Genomic DNA, 17,294 nt, shown 5'->3' with positions numbered 1-17,294 from the left:
GCTCGGCTGACCGCCATCAGAAGACGCCCGGAATGACCTCCTCGCGAGCCGTGGCGTAGCCGTCCTCGTGCTCTTCGAGATAGGTCTGCCAGGCGGTCGCGTCCCAGATCTCCATCCTGGTGAACGCGCCGACGACCACGCACTCCTTGGTCAACCCGGCATACCGGCGCAGTTCCGGTGCGATCAGAACGCGGCCCTGACCGTCCGGACGCTGCTCGTCCGTACCCGCGAACAGATACCGCTGATAGGCGCGTACGGCGTCGTTGGTGAACGGCGCCTCGGCGACTTTCCTCGCCATCTGCTCGAACTCAGCCCGGGGGAACACGTACAGGCAGTGGTCCTGGCCCTTGGTGACCATGAGACCTCCCGCCAGTTCGTCCCGGAACTTCGCAGGCAGTGTCAGCCGACCTTTGTCGTCCAGGCGCGGGTAGTGAGTGCCGAGGAACACGGCAGCCACCTCCCTTGCCGGGCGACGAGACCGGCAGTGGAGCCCCCGTCTGCCCCACCGGCCGCCACAGTACCCCACTTTTCACCACAGTCAACGCTGAAACAGGTGTTTACACACCAACTCGTGACCCGTTTTCCCAGGTAGATGCCGTGGGGCAGCGTGGGGGGAGGGTGGGGGACCTGCTCAGTCACCACCTTGCCGAGTGAGGGTTCAGGCCCGGTTCAGCACTCGAACGGCCTAGAAATTTCCGCCAAAACATGCGGCTGAGACGCGTTGGTGGGGGAAGGTGGAAAGTACTGGTGCGAACCCGATCTGGCCGGTAGGTAACGGCACTTAGCCGTGGTTTGACACACTGCGTGAAACGCTCACACGTCCGTGTTCCGGACACGGCTGCTGGAGGTTTAGTGACACCGGGAAGCCCAAGCGCGAACAGCCACGCGCCGGTAGATCAGGTCCTGGGTGAGTTGCACGGCGCCGTACAGCGGATCGCCGCCAACGTGGAACGGGTGCTCGTCGGCAAACCCGACGTGGTCCGCCTCGCCCTCGTGACCCTGCTCGCCGAGGGGCACCTGCTCGTGGAGGACGTGCCGGGCGTCGGCAAGACGTCCCTGGCGAAAGCGCTTGCCCGATCCATCGACTGCACGGTGAGCCGCGTGCAGTTCACGCCGGACCTGTTGCCGAGCGACATCACCGGCTCGTCCATCTACAACCGGCAGGAGAACGACTTCGAGTTCCGGCCCGGCCCGATCTTCGCGAACATCGTGGTCGGCGACGAGATCAACCGCGCCTCCCCCAAGACGCAGTCCGCGCTGCTGGAGTGCATGGAGGAGCACCAGGTCACGGTCGACGGTCACACGTACCCGCTGGGCTCGCCGTTCATGGTGATCGCGACGCAGAACCCGATCGAGATGGAGGGCACCTACGCCCTGCCCGAGGCGCAGCGCGACAGGTTCACCGCGCGCGTGTCGATCGGGTACCCGGACCCGGCGGCCGAGCTGGCCATGGTCGACGAGCACGCGGGCCACAACCCGCTCGACGACCTGCGGCCCGTGTCGGACGCGGCCCAGGTGCTGCGGCTGATCGAGACCGTGCGCCGGGTGCACCTCTCCCCCGAGGTCCGCCGGTACGCCGTCGAGCTGGTGTCGGCCACGCGCCGGCTGCCGGAGCTGCGGCTGGGCGCGTCGCCTCGGTCCACGTTGCACCTCGTGCGCGCCGCACGCGCGCAGGCGGCGCTGGCGGGCCGTGACTTCGTGGTGCCGGACGACATCCACGCGATCGCGATCCCCGTGCTCGCGCACCGGCTCGTGCTGACCGCGGAGGCCCAGGCCGCCCGACGGTCGCCCGCCGAGCTGATCAGGGCGCTGCTGCAGCGGGTGCCGGTGCCGACGGCGGCACTCGACCCGAGCGCGGCGTTTGTCCGCAGCATCAACAACAACGCAGGGACGCCACGCTGACGATGCGAACCGCACTCTCCGGTCTGACCACGCGCGGAAGATGCTTGCTGGCCGCGGGGTTCGCTGCCGGAGTGTGCGCCGCGGTGCTGAACGAACGCGACCTGCTCCGGGTCGCGGCGTTCGTGATCGCGCTGCCGCTGCTGGCCGCGTGGCTCGCGACGAGGGCTCGGGTCGGCCTGCACGCCGCCCGGTTCCTCGCGCCGAGCCGCGTGCCGGTCGGGGCCGCGTCCGAGGTGAAGCTCGACCTGCGCAGCACCGGCCGGTTGCCGACCGGTGGGCTGATGCTGGAGGACACCGTCCCGTACGCGCTGGGCGCGCGGCCGCGGTTCCTGGTGGAACGGCTGCCGCGCAACACGCCCACGACGCTGCGCTACCCGCTCAAGCCGGTCATGCGCGGCATCCAGCAGGTCGGCCCGCTGATGGCGCGCATCACCGACCCGTTCGGGCTCGCGGAGTTCGACCGCGAACTGGCCGGGCGGTCGCGCCTGGTCGTGGTGCCCAGGGTCGTGCGGCTGTCGGGTCTGCCCGGCGGTTCCGGCATGGGCGCGGGCGACGACGGCTCGATCCGGCTGCGGGCCGGTCAGGGCGAGGACGACGCGGTGGTGCGCCAGTACCGGCACGGTGACGACCTGCGGAAGGTCCACTGGCGCTCGACCGCCCGGCGCGACGAGCTGATGGTGCGCGTCGAGGAACGTCCGTGGCGCGGCGGCACGACGGTGCTGCTGGACCACCGGGTGTACGCGCACCGGGGCAGCGGGCCCACGGCCTCGCTGGAGTGGGCGATCTCGTTCGTGGCGTCGATCTGCCTGCACCTGCACCACTTCGGTCACCAGATCCGTCTGGTCTCCGAGGACGGGCGGGTGCTCGCGGGCGGGTCGTCCGACGGCGGGCACAGCGACCACGTGGTGCTGGACTCGCTGGCCGCGCTGCAGGGCTCGCACCGCCGTGAGCTGAGCGGCGGCATCGACCCCGGCGCGGGCCAGGAGGTCATCGCGGTGCTCGGCGGGGTGTCGCCCGCGTCGGTCGAGGAGCTGATCCGGTACCGGCCGCGCGGCATGCGCAGCCTGGCCGTGCTGCTGGACGTGAACGCGTGGGCCGGCGGCTCGGACGCCACCGCGCCGGATCCCGAGGACGCGCGGCGGTTGCTCGCCAGCGCGGGCTGGGGCCTGGCGATCGCGCGGCCGTCCACGTCGATGCAGCAGGTGTGGCAGGAGTTGTGCGCATCGGCCAGCCACCGGGGACCGTCCATGCGCTCGGAGGTGGGCTGAGATGGGCTCTCGTTCCGCACCCGCGAAGGCGACCGAACCCGAGTGGTTCACCTCCGCCACGCCGTGGATCGCCGCGCTGGCCGTGCTGTGCGCGTCGACCGCGTTGTCGGGTGTCATCGAGGGTGACCTGTGGCTGGTGCGCATCGGCGTGGTGATCGTCGCGATCACCGTGACCGGCGCGTTCCTGCGGGCGACCCGGCTGACCCCGCCGCTGGTCGCGATCGCCCAGGTCTTCGTGCTGTTGTGCCTGCTCACGGCGTTGCACACGCGGTCGGGCATCTTCCTGTTCATCCCCGGCCCCGAGGCGCTGGGCGAGCTCGGCGACGTGCTCGCGGAGTCGGTCGCGCAGGTGCAGACCGGGGTGCCGCCGGTACACGCGACGCCGGCGATCCAGGCGCTCGTGGTGCTGGCGATCGGCCTGGTCGCGGTGCTGGTGGACACGCTCGCGGTCGCCGCGGCGGCCCCTGCGGCGTCCGGGCTGGTGCTGCTGTGCGTGTTCGCGGTGCCCGCGTCGCTGGCCGACGAGATGCTGCCGTTCTGGACGTTCATCCTGGGCGCCGCGGCGTTCGCGATGCTGCTCGCGGTCGACGGCCAGCACCGGCACGAGGCGTGGCGCGGCCGGCTCGGCTCGGGCTCGGCGAGCGGCTCCGGCAGCTCGGCGACCTCGGTGGCGGCCATCGCGATGGTGATCGCGCTGATCGTCGGCGCGGGCTTCACGTTCGTCGGCACGGTCGGGCGGCTGCCGATGGGCGGCAGTGGCGGTGGCAAGGGCGGCATCGGGCTGAGCGAGATGACGTCGTTGCGCGGCATGCTCAACCGCGGCAAGCCGACCGAGGTGTTCTACGTGCGCGGCATGCCGTCGGAGACGATCTACATGCGCGCGACCACGCTGGCCAAGTACGTGCCGGACAAGGGCTGGGAACGTGGCACGGACCCCGGCGGCCAGCCCGCGCGCGGCGAACTGCCGCCGCAGGCCGGTGACCGCGGCGAGGGCAAGACGACCCGGATGGACATCGAGCCGAAGGACTGGCGGAGCTTCTGGCTGCCGACTTACGGCGCTGTGCGTCGCATCGAGACGCCGGACGACGACTACCGGTTCGACGTGAAGAAGGGCGTGATCTTCAGCCAGCGGGAGCGCGAGCCGGAGCCCTACACGCTCGACACGGTGCTCTCGACGCCCACGAAGCAGGCGCTGCGCGTGACGCCGGACTCGAAGAACGTGGTCGACGCCGAGTACTACAAGTTCGACGGTGTCGAGAAGCAGGTCGTCGACCTCGCGAACAAGATCGTCGAGGGTGCCACCAACAACTTCGACAAAGCCGCGGCGCTGACGGCGTACTTCGGCACGGCCAACGGGTTCAAGTACGACATCAAGACCCAGGGCGACGTCACCAAGGACGCGCTGACCGACTTCGTGACCAAGGGCAAGGTCGGCTACTGCGAGCAGTTCGCGTCCGCGATGGCCGTGATGGCCCGCGTCGTCGGCCTGCCGTCACGGGTGGCGATCGGCTTCACCGCCGGTGTCGAGTCCGCGGACAAGTCCTACCGCGTGATCAGCACCGAGGACGCGCACGCGTGGGTCGAGATCTTCTTCCCGAACCACGGCTGGATGACCTTCGACCCGACCCCGATCGACGACGGCCGCGGCATCGTGCCGCCGTACCTGCGGGAGACCTCGCAGGGGCAGGACGAGCAGCCGACGGCCGAGACGAAGACCGAGACGGTGGCCCCGTCCGCGACCGGGTCGGCTTCGACGTCCGCGAAGGCCGACGGCACCGAGGACACCCCCGGCCAGCAGCAGGACGAGCAGGACGACACCTCGAAGGACTGGGTCCCGTACGGGATCATCGTCGCCTTCGCACTCGCGCTGGCCTTCCAGCTGATGCGCCTGTTCAGGACTGAGGGCAGGCGGTTCACCGGGCTGGTCGCCGCGGCGCTGTGGGGCCTCGTGGTGTTGATCGCGGTGGCATGGCTGTCGTACGTCCTGATGGCGGTCGTGCTGGTGCTGCTCGTTGCGGCCACACCTGCGGCGATGCGTGCGCTGCGACGGCGCAAACGGCTGCACGAGGTCTCCCGGCTGGGCCCTGGTGCGGCGACGGCGGCGTGGGCCGAGCTCATGGCGGAGTCGATCGACCGCGGCGCGCCCGTGCCGTCGTCCGAGACGATCCGGACGGCCGCGCGCCGGCTCGCCCGCGAGCACAACCTGGACGACGCGGGCAAGGACGGCCTGCGCACGGTGGTCGGGACGATCGAGCGGTCCTGGTACAGCGCGAACCCGGCCGCCGACCCGTCGTTGCCCGCAGCGCTGGCTGCGGTGCGACAGTCGTTGCGACAGAACGCGCCGCTGTCGTTGCGGGCGAGGCTGTTCCCGAAGTCGGTGCTCAAGCCGACGCCCGTGCCGGTGGCCGAGACGCCCGAGCGGGAACCCGCCTCGGTCTGAGCGTGCGAAGCGAAAGGGCCCGCTCCCTGGTGGGGCGGGCCCTTCGCTTGCTTCTGAAGGCTTACTGCTCGTCGTCGAAACGCCGGCGGAAGCGCTCTTCCATGCGTTCGGAGAACGAGCTGCGGCCGCGGGCCGGCTTGCCGTCTTCCTGCGTGCCCTCGGCGACCTGGTCGCCGCGACGCAGTGTCGTCAGGGTGATGAGCACGCCGAAGAACATGAGCAGGAAGCCGAAGACGCTCACGACGGGGATCCCGACGACGGCGAGTTTCGACAGGAAGCTCACGCCGGCGACGAGCGCCGCCACGCCCACGACGAACAGCACGATGCCCTGTACACGGCGCCGCTTGGACGGCCGCCGCAACTTGGCGCCTCGTACGGTGGATGCGAACTTCGGGTCTTCGGCGTAGAGCGCGCGCTCGATCTGGTCGAGCAGTCGCTGCTCGTGCTCGGAGAGTGGCATCGTTCCTCCTCCGGCACAGCGGTCGCGGGCGCCGGGTGTTTTCGGTTTCCGCCGAACCCGGCGGACGACCCACCCTGGGGACGTCATCCTCCAGGATACGATCCGCGCGGCCCGGCGACTACCCAGTCGGCCTTCTCATACGGTCGGTTCTGTCACCATCATCCTTCTAGGGCAGCGGTGGGGCCTTCGTGAGGCCTCCGCTCGGCCCTTGCGGCCCAGCTTTCACACGTTTCGGCACTGGCAAGACGCCCCTCACCGCCCGGCGACAGAGCGTGACATCCCCACGCCACCCGTCTCAGTTCGAGTACGCGGGGACCTTTCGTACTGTCTGAGAGTACGAAAGGTCCCCGCGTACTGTTCGGAACTGCGGTCAGGCTCCGATCTTGTAGGCGCGGATGATGGTCACCTCACCGGTGTTGCCCGCGGCGTCCGCGGTCCTGGCCCTCAGCGAGGCGAACTTCGCGCCGCCGGGGTGCGTGACGATCGCCTTGTCACCGGCCACCGGGACCTGCCGCCAGGTCGCGCCGTCGTCGAAGGAGACCTCGACGGTGACGCGCTTGACCTTCGGCGTGTTCTGCTGCTGCTCGATCTTCAGCGGGAGGACGAGGACGCGGCTGTGCGCCGTGTCGTTGTCGTCCAGCGCGGGCAGGAAGCGGACCACGGTGAGCGGCAGCTGCGTCACGTCCGTGGTGTGCTTGGCCGTGAAGGTCCAGGCGCCGCTGACCTTCGTGGACAGCTCGGCCGTGCGGCTGTGCTCGATCTCCGCCCGGTAAGCGCCTTCCCGCGCCGGGACGTCGAAGATCGCGCCCGGCCTCGGCTGCTCGCCGAGCTTGGTGCCGTTGTGGAACAGCGTGGTCTTCGCGGTTCCGGTGCCGGCGCTGCCCTCGCCGCCGTTGCTGTCGGTGAAGAGCGGGACCCGGACGGCGATCTGGTCCTCCAGCCGCGCGAGGCCGAAGCCCGGTGCCTCCGGAACGGACGGGCCCAGGACCGCCCGGCCGAACGCCTGCGTGTACTTCTTGCCGCCCTTGAAGGACTTCGACCGCGTCTCGGTGAAGTACTCGCGGGTGTTGTCCTGGGCGGTGCGGTCGTAGATCCAGCTCCACTTGCCGCCCGTGGTGCTGACGTAGTCGACGGCCTTGCCGTTGTCCGCGACCGGGGTGTACCAGGCGAAGCCGCCGCTGCCGTCGGCCGGATGGGGCATGGCCGCGACGCCGTGGCGATAACCCTCGCCCGCCGGGCGGAAGGTGCTCGTCATCTCGGCGAGCTCGTTCGGCTTGGCCGTGCGTTCGTAGCCCGTGGGCAGGCCGAGCTCGGTCCAGCTCAGGCGGTAGCTCACCGGGGTCTTCTCGTCCCGGGGCGTGCCCTGGAACTGTTCGGCCACCGTCGTCGTGAGGCCCGCGGCGTCGTCGCCGAGCTGACCGGTGAGGACCTTGCCCGCGAGGCCGTCGAAGAACGCCCAGCCCGAGCCGAAGGGCTTGCCCGCCACCTTCGTGGTGTACGAGACGGTGCCGATGATGCCCTCGGCCGCCGGGTCCGGGGTCTTGAGCGCGACCGGTTTGGCCTTGCGCGCGTCGACCGTGAGCGTGGTCTTGCCGGTCACCTGGAACTTGGGCTGCACCAGGAGCACGACCTTGCGGTCCGGCGTGAAGACCGGGCTGTCCACGAGGTACTCGCCCTTGGGCAGCCGGATGTTCTTGGCCTGGGCCGAGTAACCCTTGCCGGTCTTGGTGTTGACGAACGACGTGCCGTGCTCGGTCGTCGGGTTGCCGTCGACGCCCAGCACCGAGACGCCGACGTCGTAGCTCTCGACCTCGCGGTTGACGCTGATCAGCGTGCGCTGGCCGTTCGACGCCACGACCGCGCCGCTGTAGGCGCCGTCGGCCGCGTTCCCCTTGGTGTCAGCGGTGATCGTGGCCTTCGCCTCGCCACCCGCGGGGACGATGATCTTGGCCGGGGACACCGCGAACAGACCGGCGGGCGAGGGCTTGCCGTCCGGTCCGGTGGCGTCCACGGTCAGGTCGAGCGTGAGCGGGTCCTTGCCCGCGTTGCGGTAGGTGACCTCGCGGACGACCTTCTGGTCGTCGTCGTGCGGCCACTGCTGAACCCCGAAGTTGATGTTGGCGGGCTCGGAGACCACCTGCTGCGCCAGCATCTTCGGCACGTCGACCCGGCCGGCGCCCTGGTCGAACGTCTTCAGCGCCGGATTCGCCTTGGCGGAAGCCATGATCGTCGCTTTGAGGCGCGGCCCGCTCCAGTCCGGGTGCTGTTGTTTGAGCAGCGCGACGACACCCGCGACGTGCGGGGTGGCCATCGACGTGCCGGACATCGCGACGTGGCCCTGTGTGCCGGCCTCGGCCGCCACGATGTCGACGCCGGGCGCGGTCACGTCCGGCTTCACCGCACCGTCCGCGGCCGGGCCACGGCTGGAGAACGGCGCGATGCCGTCGTTGCGGTCCACCGCGCCGACGGTCAGCGCGGACTCGGCGCTGCCGGGTGACCCGATGGTCTCGGGACGTCCGGAGTTGCCCGCCGCGATCACGAACAACGCACCGGTTTGCGCGGAGATCCGGTTGACCGCCTCCTCCAGCGGGTCGATCTCCGGGGTGTCACCACCTCCCAGGCTCATGTTGATGACCTGCGCGCCCTGCTCGGCGGCCCACTGCATGCCGGCGAGAATGGCCGACTCGGTGCAGCCGCCCGGCCGGCAGACCTTGCCGTCGAGGATCTCGGCGTCCGGCGCGACACCGCGGTACTTGTCGCCCTTGCTGGCGATCGTCGACGCGACGTGCGTGCCGTGGCCGACCTCGTCGGTGTTGTCCGGCGCGTCGGTGAAGTTCTTCTCGGCGATCTGCCTGCCCTGCAGATCCGGGTGCTTCTCGTCGACACCGGTGTCGATCACGGCGACCTTCACGCCCTTGCCGGTGATGCCCGCCTGCCACGCCTCGGGTGCGCCGATCTGCTTGGTGCTGCGGTCGAGCGCCACCTTGCGGACGCCGTCGAGCCACACCTTTTCGACCGACCCGGCGCGCAGCGACTCCCAGGCACTGCCCGACTTCTCCGCCGCGCCCAGCACCAGATCGGCCACGGATCCCTTGGCGCTCAACGCGTTGACGCCCGATCGTGCGCCCGCCGCCGGCCGCACGATCACCGGGACCGAGCTGCGGTGTGCGTCGTCGTAGCCGAACTCCAGCAACGACGTCACGTCGAACAACCGCGAGTCGAGCTTTCCGTTGGCCACCAACGCAACCGCATCGGCGGGCACGACGTGCTGATGCCCGTTCTGCAGAAACGTGCGCACGGCCAAGTGCCCGCGATCTGGCCCCGGCACGTACCGCACGACCCGGTTTCCGCTCAGCTCCACCCGGTCGCCGGTGATCAGCGTGACGCTCTGGCCGCGCTCTCCCGGCGCCGGCTCGTCCGCGTGTGCGACAGCCGCTGTCACCGTGGTGACAAGGCCTGCTGACAGTGCGAGCGCGGTGATCCCCCGACGGGCACCTCGCTGTCCTGATCTCACTGGGTACCTCCAGTGCTCGATGAGGTGTTGCTTCGGTGACCGTAGGGACACCGAGCGTCACCTCACCTCCTTCTGGAGGCCGGAGGTGCGGTCACAGATCTCCACCCGCGGGGGTACGCGGAGTAGCCGATCGACCGGTTGACAATCGCGTCGTTGATCCGTTTTCGCCGTCTTTTCGGGATTGAGTCGTGACCGTCCATCATGCACACTGCGTGCTGCCGCCATCTGCGCGCGGCACTGGGGGAAGGTCGCTCTACTCATGCGTGTTTCGTTGCGCGCTGCCATCGCCGTAGCGCTGCTCGTCGGTTTCTACGTGCTCGCCTTCGGGCTGATCGGCGGACTCCTCGCCTTGGAGGCGTACGCCCTGATCAACCGGCCGTTCGTCGGCATCAAGTTGGCCCTGTTCGTCGTGCCGGTGGTGTTCGCGCTGGTCAAGGGCCTGATCTCGCTGGAGCGCCGCGCTCAGGAGGAGGCGCCCGGCACGCTCGTCACGCCCGCGGAGCAGCCCGCGCTCTGGGACCTCGTGCACCGCCTGGCCGCCGACGTCGGCACCCGCCCGCCGGACGAGATCCGGATCCTCGCCGCGGTGAACGCCGGCGTCGCCGAGGACACCCGCTTCCTGGGCCTGCGGGTGTTGAAGCGCAGGATGTTCATCGGCGCTCCGCTGCTCACGTCGTTGACCGAGAAACAGCTCATCGCCGTGCTCGCCCACGAGCTCGCGCACTACGCCAACAAGGACACGCACCTCGCCGGTGTCGTGGTCTCCGGCCGTGACGCCATGCTGCGGGCCGGCTCCCACATGGACACCGAGCACTGGTTCCAGCGCATGATCGCCAAGCTGTTCCAGGGTTACGCCAAGCTGTACCTCCGCGTCTCCCAGGCCATCAGCCGGCGCCAGGAGTTCGCCGCCGACCGCGTCTCGGCCCTGCTGGCCGGTTCGTCGGCCGCCTCGTCCGCACTGCGCGAGCTGCCGGTGATCGACGCCGCGTGGGACCTCTTCACCGACCGCCACCTGACCGTGGCCTGGTCGCTCGGTTACCTCCCGACGACGTTCTTCGACGGCTTCGCCCGCCTGCGGACCGCTCCCGAGCTGCACGAGGAGCTGGAGGAGATCCGCCAGCACCCGGCCGACCGGGACCGCGGCCCGTACGACTCGCACCCGCCGCTGCTGGACCGCATCGCCGCGATCGACGCCCTGGCCCTGGAACCCGAGTCCGGCTGGGGCGACCGTCCGGCGCTCGAACTGCTCACCGACCCGACGCCACTGCTCGACTCCGCGGTGCTGAACTCGCTCTCGGCCGAGGCGGCTGCGAAGGACCGCGTCGACTGGGCCACGCTCGGTCACATCGGCGCGCGTGCCCGCGTGGTGGCCGGAACCGACCGCCTGCTGCAGGCCGCCGCCACGGCGATGGACCGGCCTCCGTCACTGACGACCGTCCTCGACGCCCTGGACGGGGATCGCCTGGCCGACTTGGGTTCCGCGGTACCGGGCAACAAGGACGCCGGCACGCGAGCCCGCCGCGAGATGGCCCGCGGCGAGGTGCTGCCGGAGCTCTCGGCTCTGGTCGCCCTGGCTTTCTCCGACGCGGGCCTCGCTCACTGGGAGCTGGACTGGCTGGGACGGACCACGTTCGTCACCTCCTCCACCGACTTCGACCTGGCCGACCACTTGGACGCGGCGGTCACCGGCAACACCACGCCCCTGCGCGACGCGCTGACCATCGCCGGCGTGGCCCTCGACTACCGCCCCGCGCGCTGACTTTTCTTCGTCTGGAGATCTCTCGTGGTGCTCTCACTTCTGTTCAAGCCCAAGGAACTCATCACCGTCATCCGCCTGATGCGCGAGGCCAAGCGCCTCGGCGTCGAGATCGACGAACTCCCGTCCGACGTGGTGGCGGCCCACGTCCTGCCCAAGACCCACCCGGAGCGCTACGGCCTGGTCCCCGACGCCGAGGTCACCTCGACCACGCCGCTGGAGGACCTGGCCCTGGCCGCGGTGAAGGACGACGTCCGAGCCGGCAACTGGGAGAACGCCGCCGACCTGGTGGCCGCCACCCTCGGCGACTGGGACCGCCGCCAGCGAGTGGTGTGGGCGCTGGCCGACCTGGCCGCCAAGGACGACGCCTGGATGTCGGCCTGGCAGACCGGCCGCCCAGGCGACCCGCATTGGGCCGTGGTGCACGCGATGTCGCTGGTGTCCCTGGCCTGGGACATTCGCGGCAGCGGCACCGCCTCCTCCACCACCCGCGAACAGTTCGAGGGCTTCCACCGCGTCCTGTCCGAAGCCCGCGAGGCCGCCGCGGCAGCAGCCACCGTGCTGCCCGCCGACCCGACACCGTGGAACACGATGCTGACCCTCGCGCGCGGCCTGCAGGTGTCGCACGAGGAGTTCCAGGCGATCTGGGCCGAGCTGGTCTCGCGGGATCCGTTGCACCACAACGGACACCAGCAGGCCCTGCAGTACTGGTGCCGCAAGTGGCACGGGTCGGACGAACTGGCCTTGGAGTTCGCGCTGGAAGCCGCCGCCAAGTCGCCGAAGTTCCTGGCCTGGCCGCTGCACGCCGCCTACGAAGCGCAGAGCACTGATCCGGACATGTGGAAGGCACCCGCCGTGGTCGCCTCCCTGGACGCGCTGCTGGCCCGGCTGGACGACCAGGGCGCGGACACGTACTCGGTCCGGGACGACCGCGGGTACGCCGCGTTCGCCCTGATCCAGCTGCACCGGTTCGAGGAAGCGGTCGGGCAGTTCCGGGCCTTGGGCGCGATGGCCGACGCCGGGCCTTGGGACTACTACGAGGACCCTCGGCTCTCGTTCCTGAGCCTGCGCGGCGTTGCGGTCAAGGCGATGGCTCGGGGCAAGGGAGCGAAGGCCCCGGCTCGCTAGGAGCCGGAGTCTTCACCCGCCTGGGGCTCAGGGCCGGTTGGCCACGGCCCACCACTGCGTGCTGTCACCGGTGCTGCACCCGTGGGCGGTGGCGCCGCCGCCGGCCGACAGGTGGGTGAGGCACTTCTTCGTCGACATGTTCTCGATCATCAGCCAGCCCCGCTCGTCGTTCTTGTAGACCTGCCACAACTGGTTCGGGCTGTTGGCCTGGCACCGGTGCATGTAGACCGAACCCTGGGCGTTCGAGTCGAGGCAGTTGTCGTTCGACTTGAACTTGGCCCAGTGCCCCTTGCCCACGTGCCCGTCCCAGGTCCAGACCATCGTGCTGGCGGCGGCACACCCCCTGGTGGCGACCAGACCGGTCTCGCCGGTGAGGCCACCGCCGTACAGGCAGTACCGGCCCCCCGGGATCTTGACGTACTGCCTGAGATCGGCCGCGTTCGCCGCCGGGGCGGTGAACACGCCGAGGATCAGCGCCCCCAGCACTACGAAGATCGATGCGCGCATGATCATCCCCCTTCTTGGAAATCGTTTCGGGGCGAAACCTCCCAGGCGGACCTTGCAAGTTTTCTTGAACAGCGGGTCAGGGCCGGTTGGCAGCACGCCACCACTGCGTGCTGTCACCGGTCCGGCACCCGTGAGCGCTGACCCCGCCACCGTCGGACAGGTGGGTGAGGCAGAGCTGCGTCTGCAGGTTCTCGATCATCAGCCAGCCCCGCTCATCGTTCTTGTAGACCTGCCAGAACTGGTTGTTGCTGTTGCTCAGGCACCGATGCACGTACACCGACCCTCGGGCGTCGGAGTCGAGGCAACTGCCCTGCGCCACCCCCGTGATCCGGTGCCAGTGCCCCTTGCCCACGTTGCCGTTCCAGTTCCACACCATGCTGTTCGACGCCGCACACGCCCTGGTCGCCACCAGCCCGGTCTCGCCGGACAGGTTGCCACCGAACAGACAGAACCGGCCCGACGTGCTCTTGAAGTACTGCCTGGTGTCGGCACTCGCCGCCGGGGCGGCGAACACGCCGAGAATCAGCGCTGCCACCACGCCGAACACCTTCAACGCCGTCGATGTGCGCACCATTGCTCCTTGGATCGGTGAAGTTGACTGTTCGGGAGCAACCTCGCAAATCGACCTTGCAGACTTTCTTGAACCGAAGGCTCAGGCTCACCGTCCGAAACGGTCATCGCTCACGATTCCTCTTGCGCGGCAACGGGTACCGGCCTGCAGGGACGAGCTTCGTCGGGCCGTGGCTTGGCGAACGGCTTGGCTGACCGCAGATTCAGGCCGGTCGGTGCGCGAGCACCCGCCAAGGGCGCGCCGAGCAGGGAGTCGTGACAGGTCGGCGATACCCAACTGGACTGCGCACCCGCCCAGAACGCCCGGAACGGGCGCGGTTGGGGGGCGGGCGCACGCGAAGCGAGCCCGAACGCGGGCTGACGACCAGCAGCAGAGGTGATGACTGACGCCGACGGTGCCAACGCTCGTGTGCGACCTGCGCGCCCACCCACGCAAGCTGACACGAGCGCATTGGCGACCCCTCCGCTGGAACCCGGCCAGCCAAAGCAAGCCGACCACCCCACGGCACGTCAGCGCCCACCCTCAGCACGCCCGCACACACTCCCAGCCGGCACATGACCACCGAACCGTTGGCGGACAACAGTTACCCGACCGCCGCAGGCACACGAGCGGCCGGCACAGGCACCGGAACACCGCGCTCCATCACCGCGCGTTCCAGCTGACGGGCCGGCGACTCGCCCAACAGTTTGCGGGCCAGCGCGGTACCCCGAGCCGGCACCATGGCCAACTCATTCCGGAGTGCTTGAACGCCGACGAAATGACTCACCTCGGCCAGGATGGCCTTGGTGTCCGGGATCGACTTGGTGCGGCGGACCGCGTCGATCGCCGCGCGTTCCAGCGGAGCCATGTGGAAGCCGCGGCGGAGGACTGGTTTGGGGAGGCTGTCGGTGCGTTCCACGCGGAGGGCGCCGTAGCCCATGGCTCTGGAGCGGCGTGGGGCGAGGACGTGGATCGGGCCCAGCAGTGGGATGGCGGACTTCATGCCGTGCAGGCACAGGGCGTCGAAGGCCGTGAGCATGGCGCCTTCGCCCGCGTACATGAGGGCCGCGTGGACCAGCTGGGTGCGGCTGGGGCCTGCTCGGCTCAACAGCAACACACCGGGTAGCAGGCGTTGCCAGGGGCCGCCGGGACGGCAGCGTTGCTCCATCAGCGAGGGAGTCAGTCCTATGTGGAGCAGCGCGGTGACGGGGGCTACCCGGTGGTCGAAGAGGGTGCCCAGGGCTTCCAGGTCGATGGGGTGGCGCATGGGTTCATCTTGCGCCGGACGGCTCGCGGGAAATCCGGGTCAGCGGGAAGCTGTGGACAACTCGGGGGTTGTGGACAAATCGCGATCACTCGGGCTTCGGTTCGAACTCGGCTGTCCTTTCCGGACTGTTGCCGAGGAGTGAGGCTGGGCGGACGGCCAGCGAGCCGAAGCGGGAACGGGCCTGGTCAGCGGCTTGCTCGGCTTCGCGCCAGCCGCGTTCGGGCGCGTCGAAGATCAGTTGCTGGGCGGAGTCGGCGTTGTCAAGACCCTCTATTCGGACGCCGATCAGGCGGACCGCGCCGGGCGGGACCTGACTGTCCAGCAGCTCCACGGCGGTGCGGTAGATCTCCTGGGTCACGTCGGTCGCGACGGACAGGGTGCGCGAGCGGGTGATCGTGGTGAAGTCGGAGAAGCGGACCTTGATCGACACGGTGCGGCCGCGCAAACCCTTGGCACGCAACGAACCCGCCGAACGCTCGGACAGGCGCAGCAGCTCCAGGCGCAGCACCGCGCGGTCGAGGTGGTCGACCTCGAAGGTCTCCTCGGCACCGATCGACTTCTCGCGCGACACCGGCACGACGTCCCGCTCGTCGACACCGGCGGCCAGCGCGAACAGGTGCTCCGCCATCGCCACACCGATCATGCGGCGCAACCGGGGCAACGGAGTGGCAGCCACGTCGGCGACCGTCTCCAGACCCTTTTCCTCAAGGCGCGCAGCGGTTTTCGCGCCCACACCCCACAACGCCGAGACCGGCAACGGGTGCAGGAACTCCAAGGAAGCCGAAGCCGGAACGACCATCATGCCGTCGGGCTTGCACATGCCGGACGAGAGCTTGGCGAGGAACTTCGTCGAAGCGACACCCACCGAACAGGTCACACCGAAATCAGCGAACACGCGCGCACGGATCAACTCCCCCACACCACCAGGAGTCAGCCCCAACCGGCGCAGCGCACCGCCCACGTCCAAGAACGCCTCGTCCAGCGACAGCGGCTCAACAAGCGGCGTGATGTCGCGGAAGATCGCCATGACCCCGCGCGACACCTCCTGGTAGAGGTCGAACTGCGGCGGCAGGTACACGGCGTGAGGGGCCAGCCGGCGAGCATGCGCGGTGGGCATCGCGGACCGCACGCCGTACTCGCGAGCCAGGTAGTTGGCCGAGCAGACGACGCCACGCCCACTGACACCGCCGACCACGACCGGCACAGCGGCCAGCTCAGGACGTTCGCGGATCTCCACCGACGCGTAGAAGGCGTCCATGTCGACATGCAGCATCCGGCAGCCCGTGTCGTCGGGCCAGACGCCATCACGCGCGCGGAACCGATCACGCAGGCCGCGTGGCAGGCTCGCACTGCGACCCATGAACACCCCCTCGAACGTCAGTTCGAGGGAATCCTACAGTTTGTACACGCGCGCCGCGTTCTCCGACGCGATGAGTCGCGCGATCCGGTGCGCGTCCTCCTCGGTGAACGCGTCCCGACGAAGCCCGTCGGCCAGGAAGTCGGACAACGCCTGCCGGAACAGCAACGCGCCGAGGTAGTACAGCTCGGGCAGACCGAACGCGTCAGAGGAGAACAGGAACTTGCCGTAGGGCACGATCTCCAACGCCTCCGCCAACACCCGCGACGCCTGATGCCCCAGCCCGTGGGTCGCGAGCCCGAGGTCGCAGAACACGTGCGGGAACACCTGCGCGAGATACCCGGCCTGCCGGTGGAACGGGTAGTTGTGCAACAACAACACCGGCACCCCGAGAGAAGCCGTCGCGCGCAAGAACGGCGTCAACAACGACGGATCGCAACGGTGCAGATCGATGTCCGAGTCGCCGTAGCCCACGTGGAACTGCAACGGCAGCCCGGCGTCCAACGCCTCCCACGCCAGCCAGGCGATCACCACCGGATCGGCCAGCCGCCCGCCGGACCACGCCTCGACCGCGGCGAGAACCGAGGAGTCCGAAGGCCGATCACCGGGCAACGAAAGCCCAACCCGATACGCCGCAACGGATTTCGCCCCAACAGCCCCACCAGAAGCAAGCGCGGCACGAACAGCGTCGACGAACGACGCCGCCGACACAGCAGGCCGCAGCGACTCGGCCAGGTGCTCCAGCCGGACGATGTCCAGCGACACCGCCCCGGCCAGCGACGCGAGCTCCGCACCCGGCAACAGCCGTTCGGGCTGGAACCCACCGTCCACCAGGAACGTGTGGATCCCGGACGCCATCAGGAACGTCCGCGAGACCTCGGTGATGTGCAGCGAGTTCCTCCGTTCGAGGTACGCCGCGGGCGAAGCGTGCCGGGGCAGGTCCAGCAACGGCGCGCACCACCGCCGGACCGCGAACCCCAGCGCCGAGTCGAAGAACGACCCGCCGAGCTCGGAGACCGCATCAGCCTCCAGCAACAGCGACTCGAACTCCGAGCGCGTGCTGTCAACGCGCAACACACCGTGGCAGTGGTGATCTATCAGCCCGAGTTCGGCGACGAACGGCAAGATGCCCATAACCTTAGGAT

Annotated in this window: 13 protein-coding genes; 5 read left to right on the top strand and 8 right to left on the bottom strand. The window is 69.5% G+C overall.

The window, feature by feature from the left end:
* Positions 1-16: 16 nt before the first annotated feature.
* On the bottom strand, positions 17-448 hold the full coding sequence (gene mraZ / locus ABZX92_RS14945) for a division/cell wall cluster transcriptional repressor MraZ (RefSeq protein WP_112273234.1): 432 nt from the start codon (positions 446-448) through the stop codon (positions 17-19).
* A gap of 455 nt (positions 449-903) precedes the next feature.
* On the opposite strand from mraZ, the gene ABZX92_RS14940 reads away from it, so the two are divergent.
* From ABZX92_RS14940 to ABZX92_RS14930, 3 genes are read left to right on the top strand one after another with little or no spacing between them, the layout of a single operon-like run.
* Positions 904-1,902, top strand: a complete 999-nt coding sequence (locus tag ABZX92_RS14940; RefSeq protein ID WP_355558641.1) for a MoxR family ATPase — start codon at positions 904-906, stop codon at positions 1,900-1,902.
* A 2-nt stretch (positions 1,903-1,904) separates the two neighbouring features.
* Positions 1,905-3,170 carry a DUF58 domain-containing protein gene (locus ABZX92_RS14935; protein WP_355558571.1) on the top strand — a complete coding sequence of 422 codons (1,266 nt, stop codon included), beginning with the start codon at positions 1,905-1,907 and terminating at the stop codon, positions 3,168-3,170.
* A 1-nt stretch (position 3,171) separates the two neighbouring features.
* Positions 3,172-5,610 carry a DUF3488 and transglutaminase-like domain-containing protein gene (locus tag ABZX92_RS14930; protein ID WP_355558568.1) on the top strand — a complete coding sequence of 813 codons (2,439 nt, stop codon included), beginning with the start codon at positions 3,172-3,174 and terminating at the stop codon, positions 5,608-5,610.
* Between the two features lie 61 nt (positions 5,611-5,671).
* Here ABZX92_RS14930 and ABZX92_RS14925 read toward each other — a convergent pair whose 3' ends face one another.
* Together ABZX92_RS14925 and ABZX92_RS14920 are read right to left on the bottom strand one after the other, a co-directional pair.
* Entirely contained in the window at positions 5,672-6,070 is a 399-nt protein-coding gene (locus ABZX92_RS14925) for a DUF3040 domain-containing protein (RefSeq protein ID WP_355558566.1), read from the bottom strand.
* 370 nt (positions 6,071-6,440) lie between these two features.
* Entirely contained in the window at positions 6,441-9,512 is a 3,072-nt protein-coding gene (locus ABZX92_RS14920) for a S8 family serine peptidase (RefSeq protein WP_355558563.1), read from the bottom strand.
* Between the two features lie 331 nt (positions 9,513-9,843).
* On the opposite strand from ABZX92_RS14920, the gene ABZX92_RS14915 reads away from it, so the two are divergent.
* Together ABZX92_RS14915 and ABZX92_RS14910 are read left to right on the top strand one after the other, a co-directional pair.
* Positions 9,844-11,343 (top strand): M48 family metalloprotease, encoded by a 1,500-nt coding sequence (locus ABZX92_RS14915; protein ID WP_355558560.1) that lies wholly within the window; start codon positions 9,844-9,846, stop codon positions 11,341-11,343.
* 24 nt (positions 11,344-11,367) lie between these two features.
* On the top strand, positions 11,368-12,468 hold the full coding sequence (locus tag ABZX92_RS14910) for a DUF4034 domain-containing protein (RefSeq protein ID WP_355558557.1): 1,101 nt from the start codon (positions 11,368-11,370) through the stop codon (positions 12,466-12,468).
* Positions 12,469-12,495: 27 nt separating this feature from the next.
* Here ABZX92_RS14910 and ABZX92_RS14905 read toward each other — a convergent pair whose 3' ends face one another.
* The 5 genes from ABZX92_RS14905 to ABZX92_RS14885 all read right to left on the bottom strand — a co-directional run bounded on the left by ABZX92_RS14905 (position 12,496) and on the right by ABZX92_RS14885 (position 17,283).
* Positions 12,496-12,975, bottom strand: a complete 480-nt coding sequence (locus tag ABZX92_RS14905) for a ricin-type beta-trefoil lectin domain protein (protein ID WP_355558554.1) — start codon at positions 12,973-12,975, stop codon at positions 12,496-12,498.
* Positions 12,976-13,051: 76 nt separating this feature from the next.
* Positions 13,052-13,546 carry a ricin-type beta-trefoil lectin domain protein gene (locus ABZX92_RS14900; RefSeq protein WP_355558551.1) on the bottom strand — a complete coding sequence of 165 codons (495 nt, stop codon included), beginning with the start codon at positions 13,544-13,546 and terminating at the stop codon, positions 13,052-13,054.
* 583 nt (positions 13,547-14,129) lie between these two features.
* The gene (locus ABZX92_RS14895; RefSeq protein ID WP_355558548.1) at positions 14,130-14,792 is read right to left on the bottom strand and encodes a hypothetical protein; all 663 of its coding nucleotides are present in this window, start codon (positions 14,790-14,792) and stop codon (positions 14,130-14,132) included.
* Positions 14,793-14,877: 85 nt separating this feature from the next.
* Positions 14,878-16,152, bottom strand: a complete 1,275-nt coding sequence (dinB, locus tag ABZX92_RS14890; protein ID WP_355558545.1) for a DNA polymerase IV — start codon at positions 16,150-16,152, stop codon at positions 14,878-14,880.
* Between the two features lie 33 nt (positions 16,153-16,185).
* Positions 16,186-17,283 (bottom strand): amidohydrolase family protein, encoded by a 1,098-nt coding sequence (locus tag ABZX92_RS14885; protein WP_355558543.1) that lies wholly within the window; start codon positions 17,281-17,283, stop codon positions 16,186-16,188.
* Between the last annotated feature and the right edge of the window lie 11 nt (positions 17,284-17,294).

This window comes from Lentzea sp. NPDC006480, from assembly GCF_040611995.1.
GTDB lineage: Bacteria > Actinomycetota > Actinomycetes > Mycobacteriales > Pseudonocardiaceae > Lentzea.
Note: the sequence above shows the minus strand (reverse complement) of the source record. Positions and strands in the feature narration are given on the sequence as shown.

What these genes read in the sequence shown, in the direction of transcription:
- ABZX92_RS14935 (WP_355558571.1), top strand. Translation starts at nt 1,905, where the DNA reads ATGCGAACCGCACTCTCCGGTCTGACCACGCGCGGAAGATGCTTGCTG.
- ABZX92_RS14930 (WP_355558568.1), top strand. Translation starts at nt 3,172, where the DNA reads ATGGGCTCTCGTTCCGCACCCGCGAAGGCGACCGAACCCGAGTGGTTC.
- ABZX92_RS14925 (WP_355558566.1), bottom strand. Translation starts at nt 6,070, where the DNA reads ATGCCACTCTCCGAGCACGAGCAGCGACTGCTCGACCAGATCGAGCGC.
- ABZX92_RS14915 (WP_355558560.1), top strand. Translation starts at nt 9,844, where the DNA reads ATGCGTGTTTCGTTGCGCGCTGCCATCGCCGTAGCGCTGCTCGTCGGT.
- ABZX92_RS14905 (WP_355558554.1), bottom strand. Translation starts at nt 12,975, where the DNA reads ATGCGCGCATCGATCTTCGTAGTGCTGGGGGCGCTGATCCTCGGCGTG.
- ABZX92_RS14895 (WP_355558548.1), bottom strand. Translation starts at nt 14,792, where the DNA reads ATGCGCCACCCCATCGACCTGGAAGCCCTGGGCACCCTCTTCGACCAC.
- dinB (WP_355558545.1), bottom strand. Translation starts at nt 16,152, where the DNA reads ATGGGTCGCAGTGCGAGCCTGCCACGCGGCCTGCGTGATCGGTTCCGC.
- ABZX92_RS14885 (WP_355558543.1), bottom strand. Translation starts at nt 17,283, where the DNA reads ATGGGCATCTTGCCGTTCGTCGCCGAACTCGGGCTGATAGATCACCAC.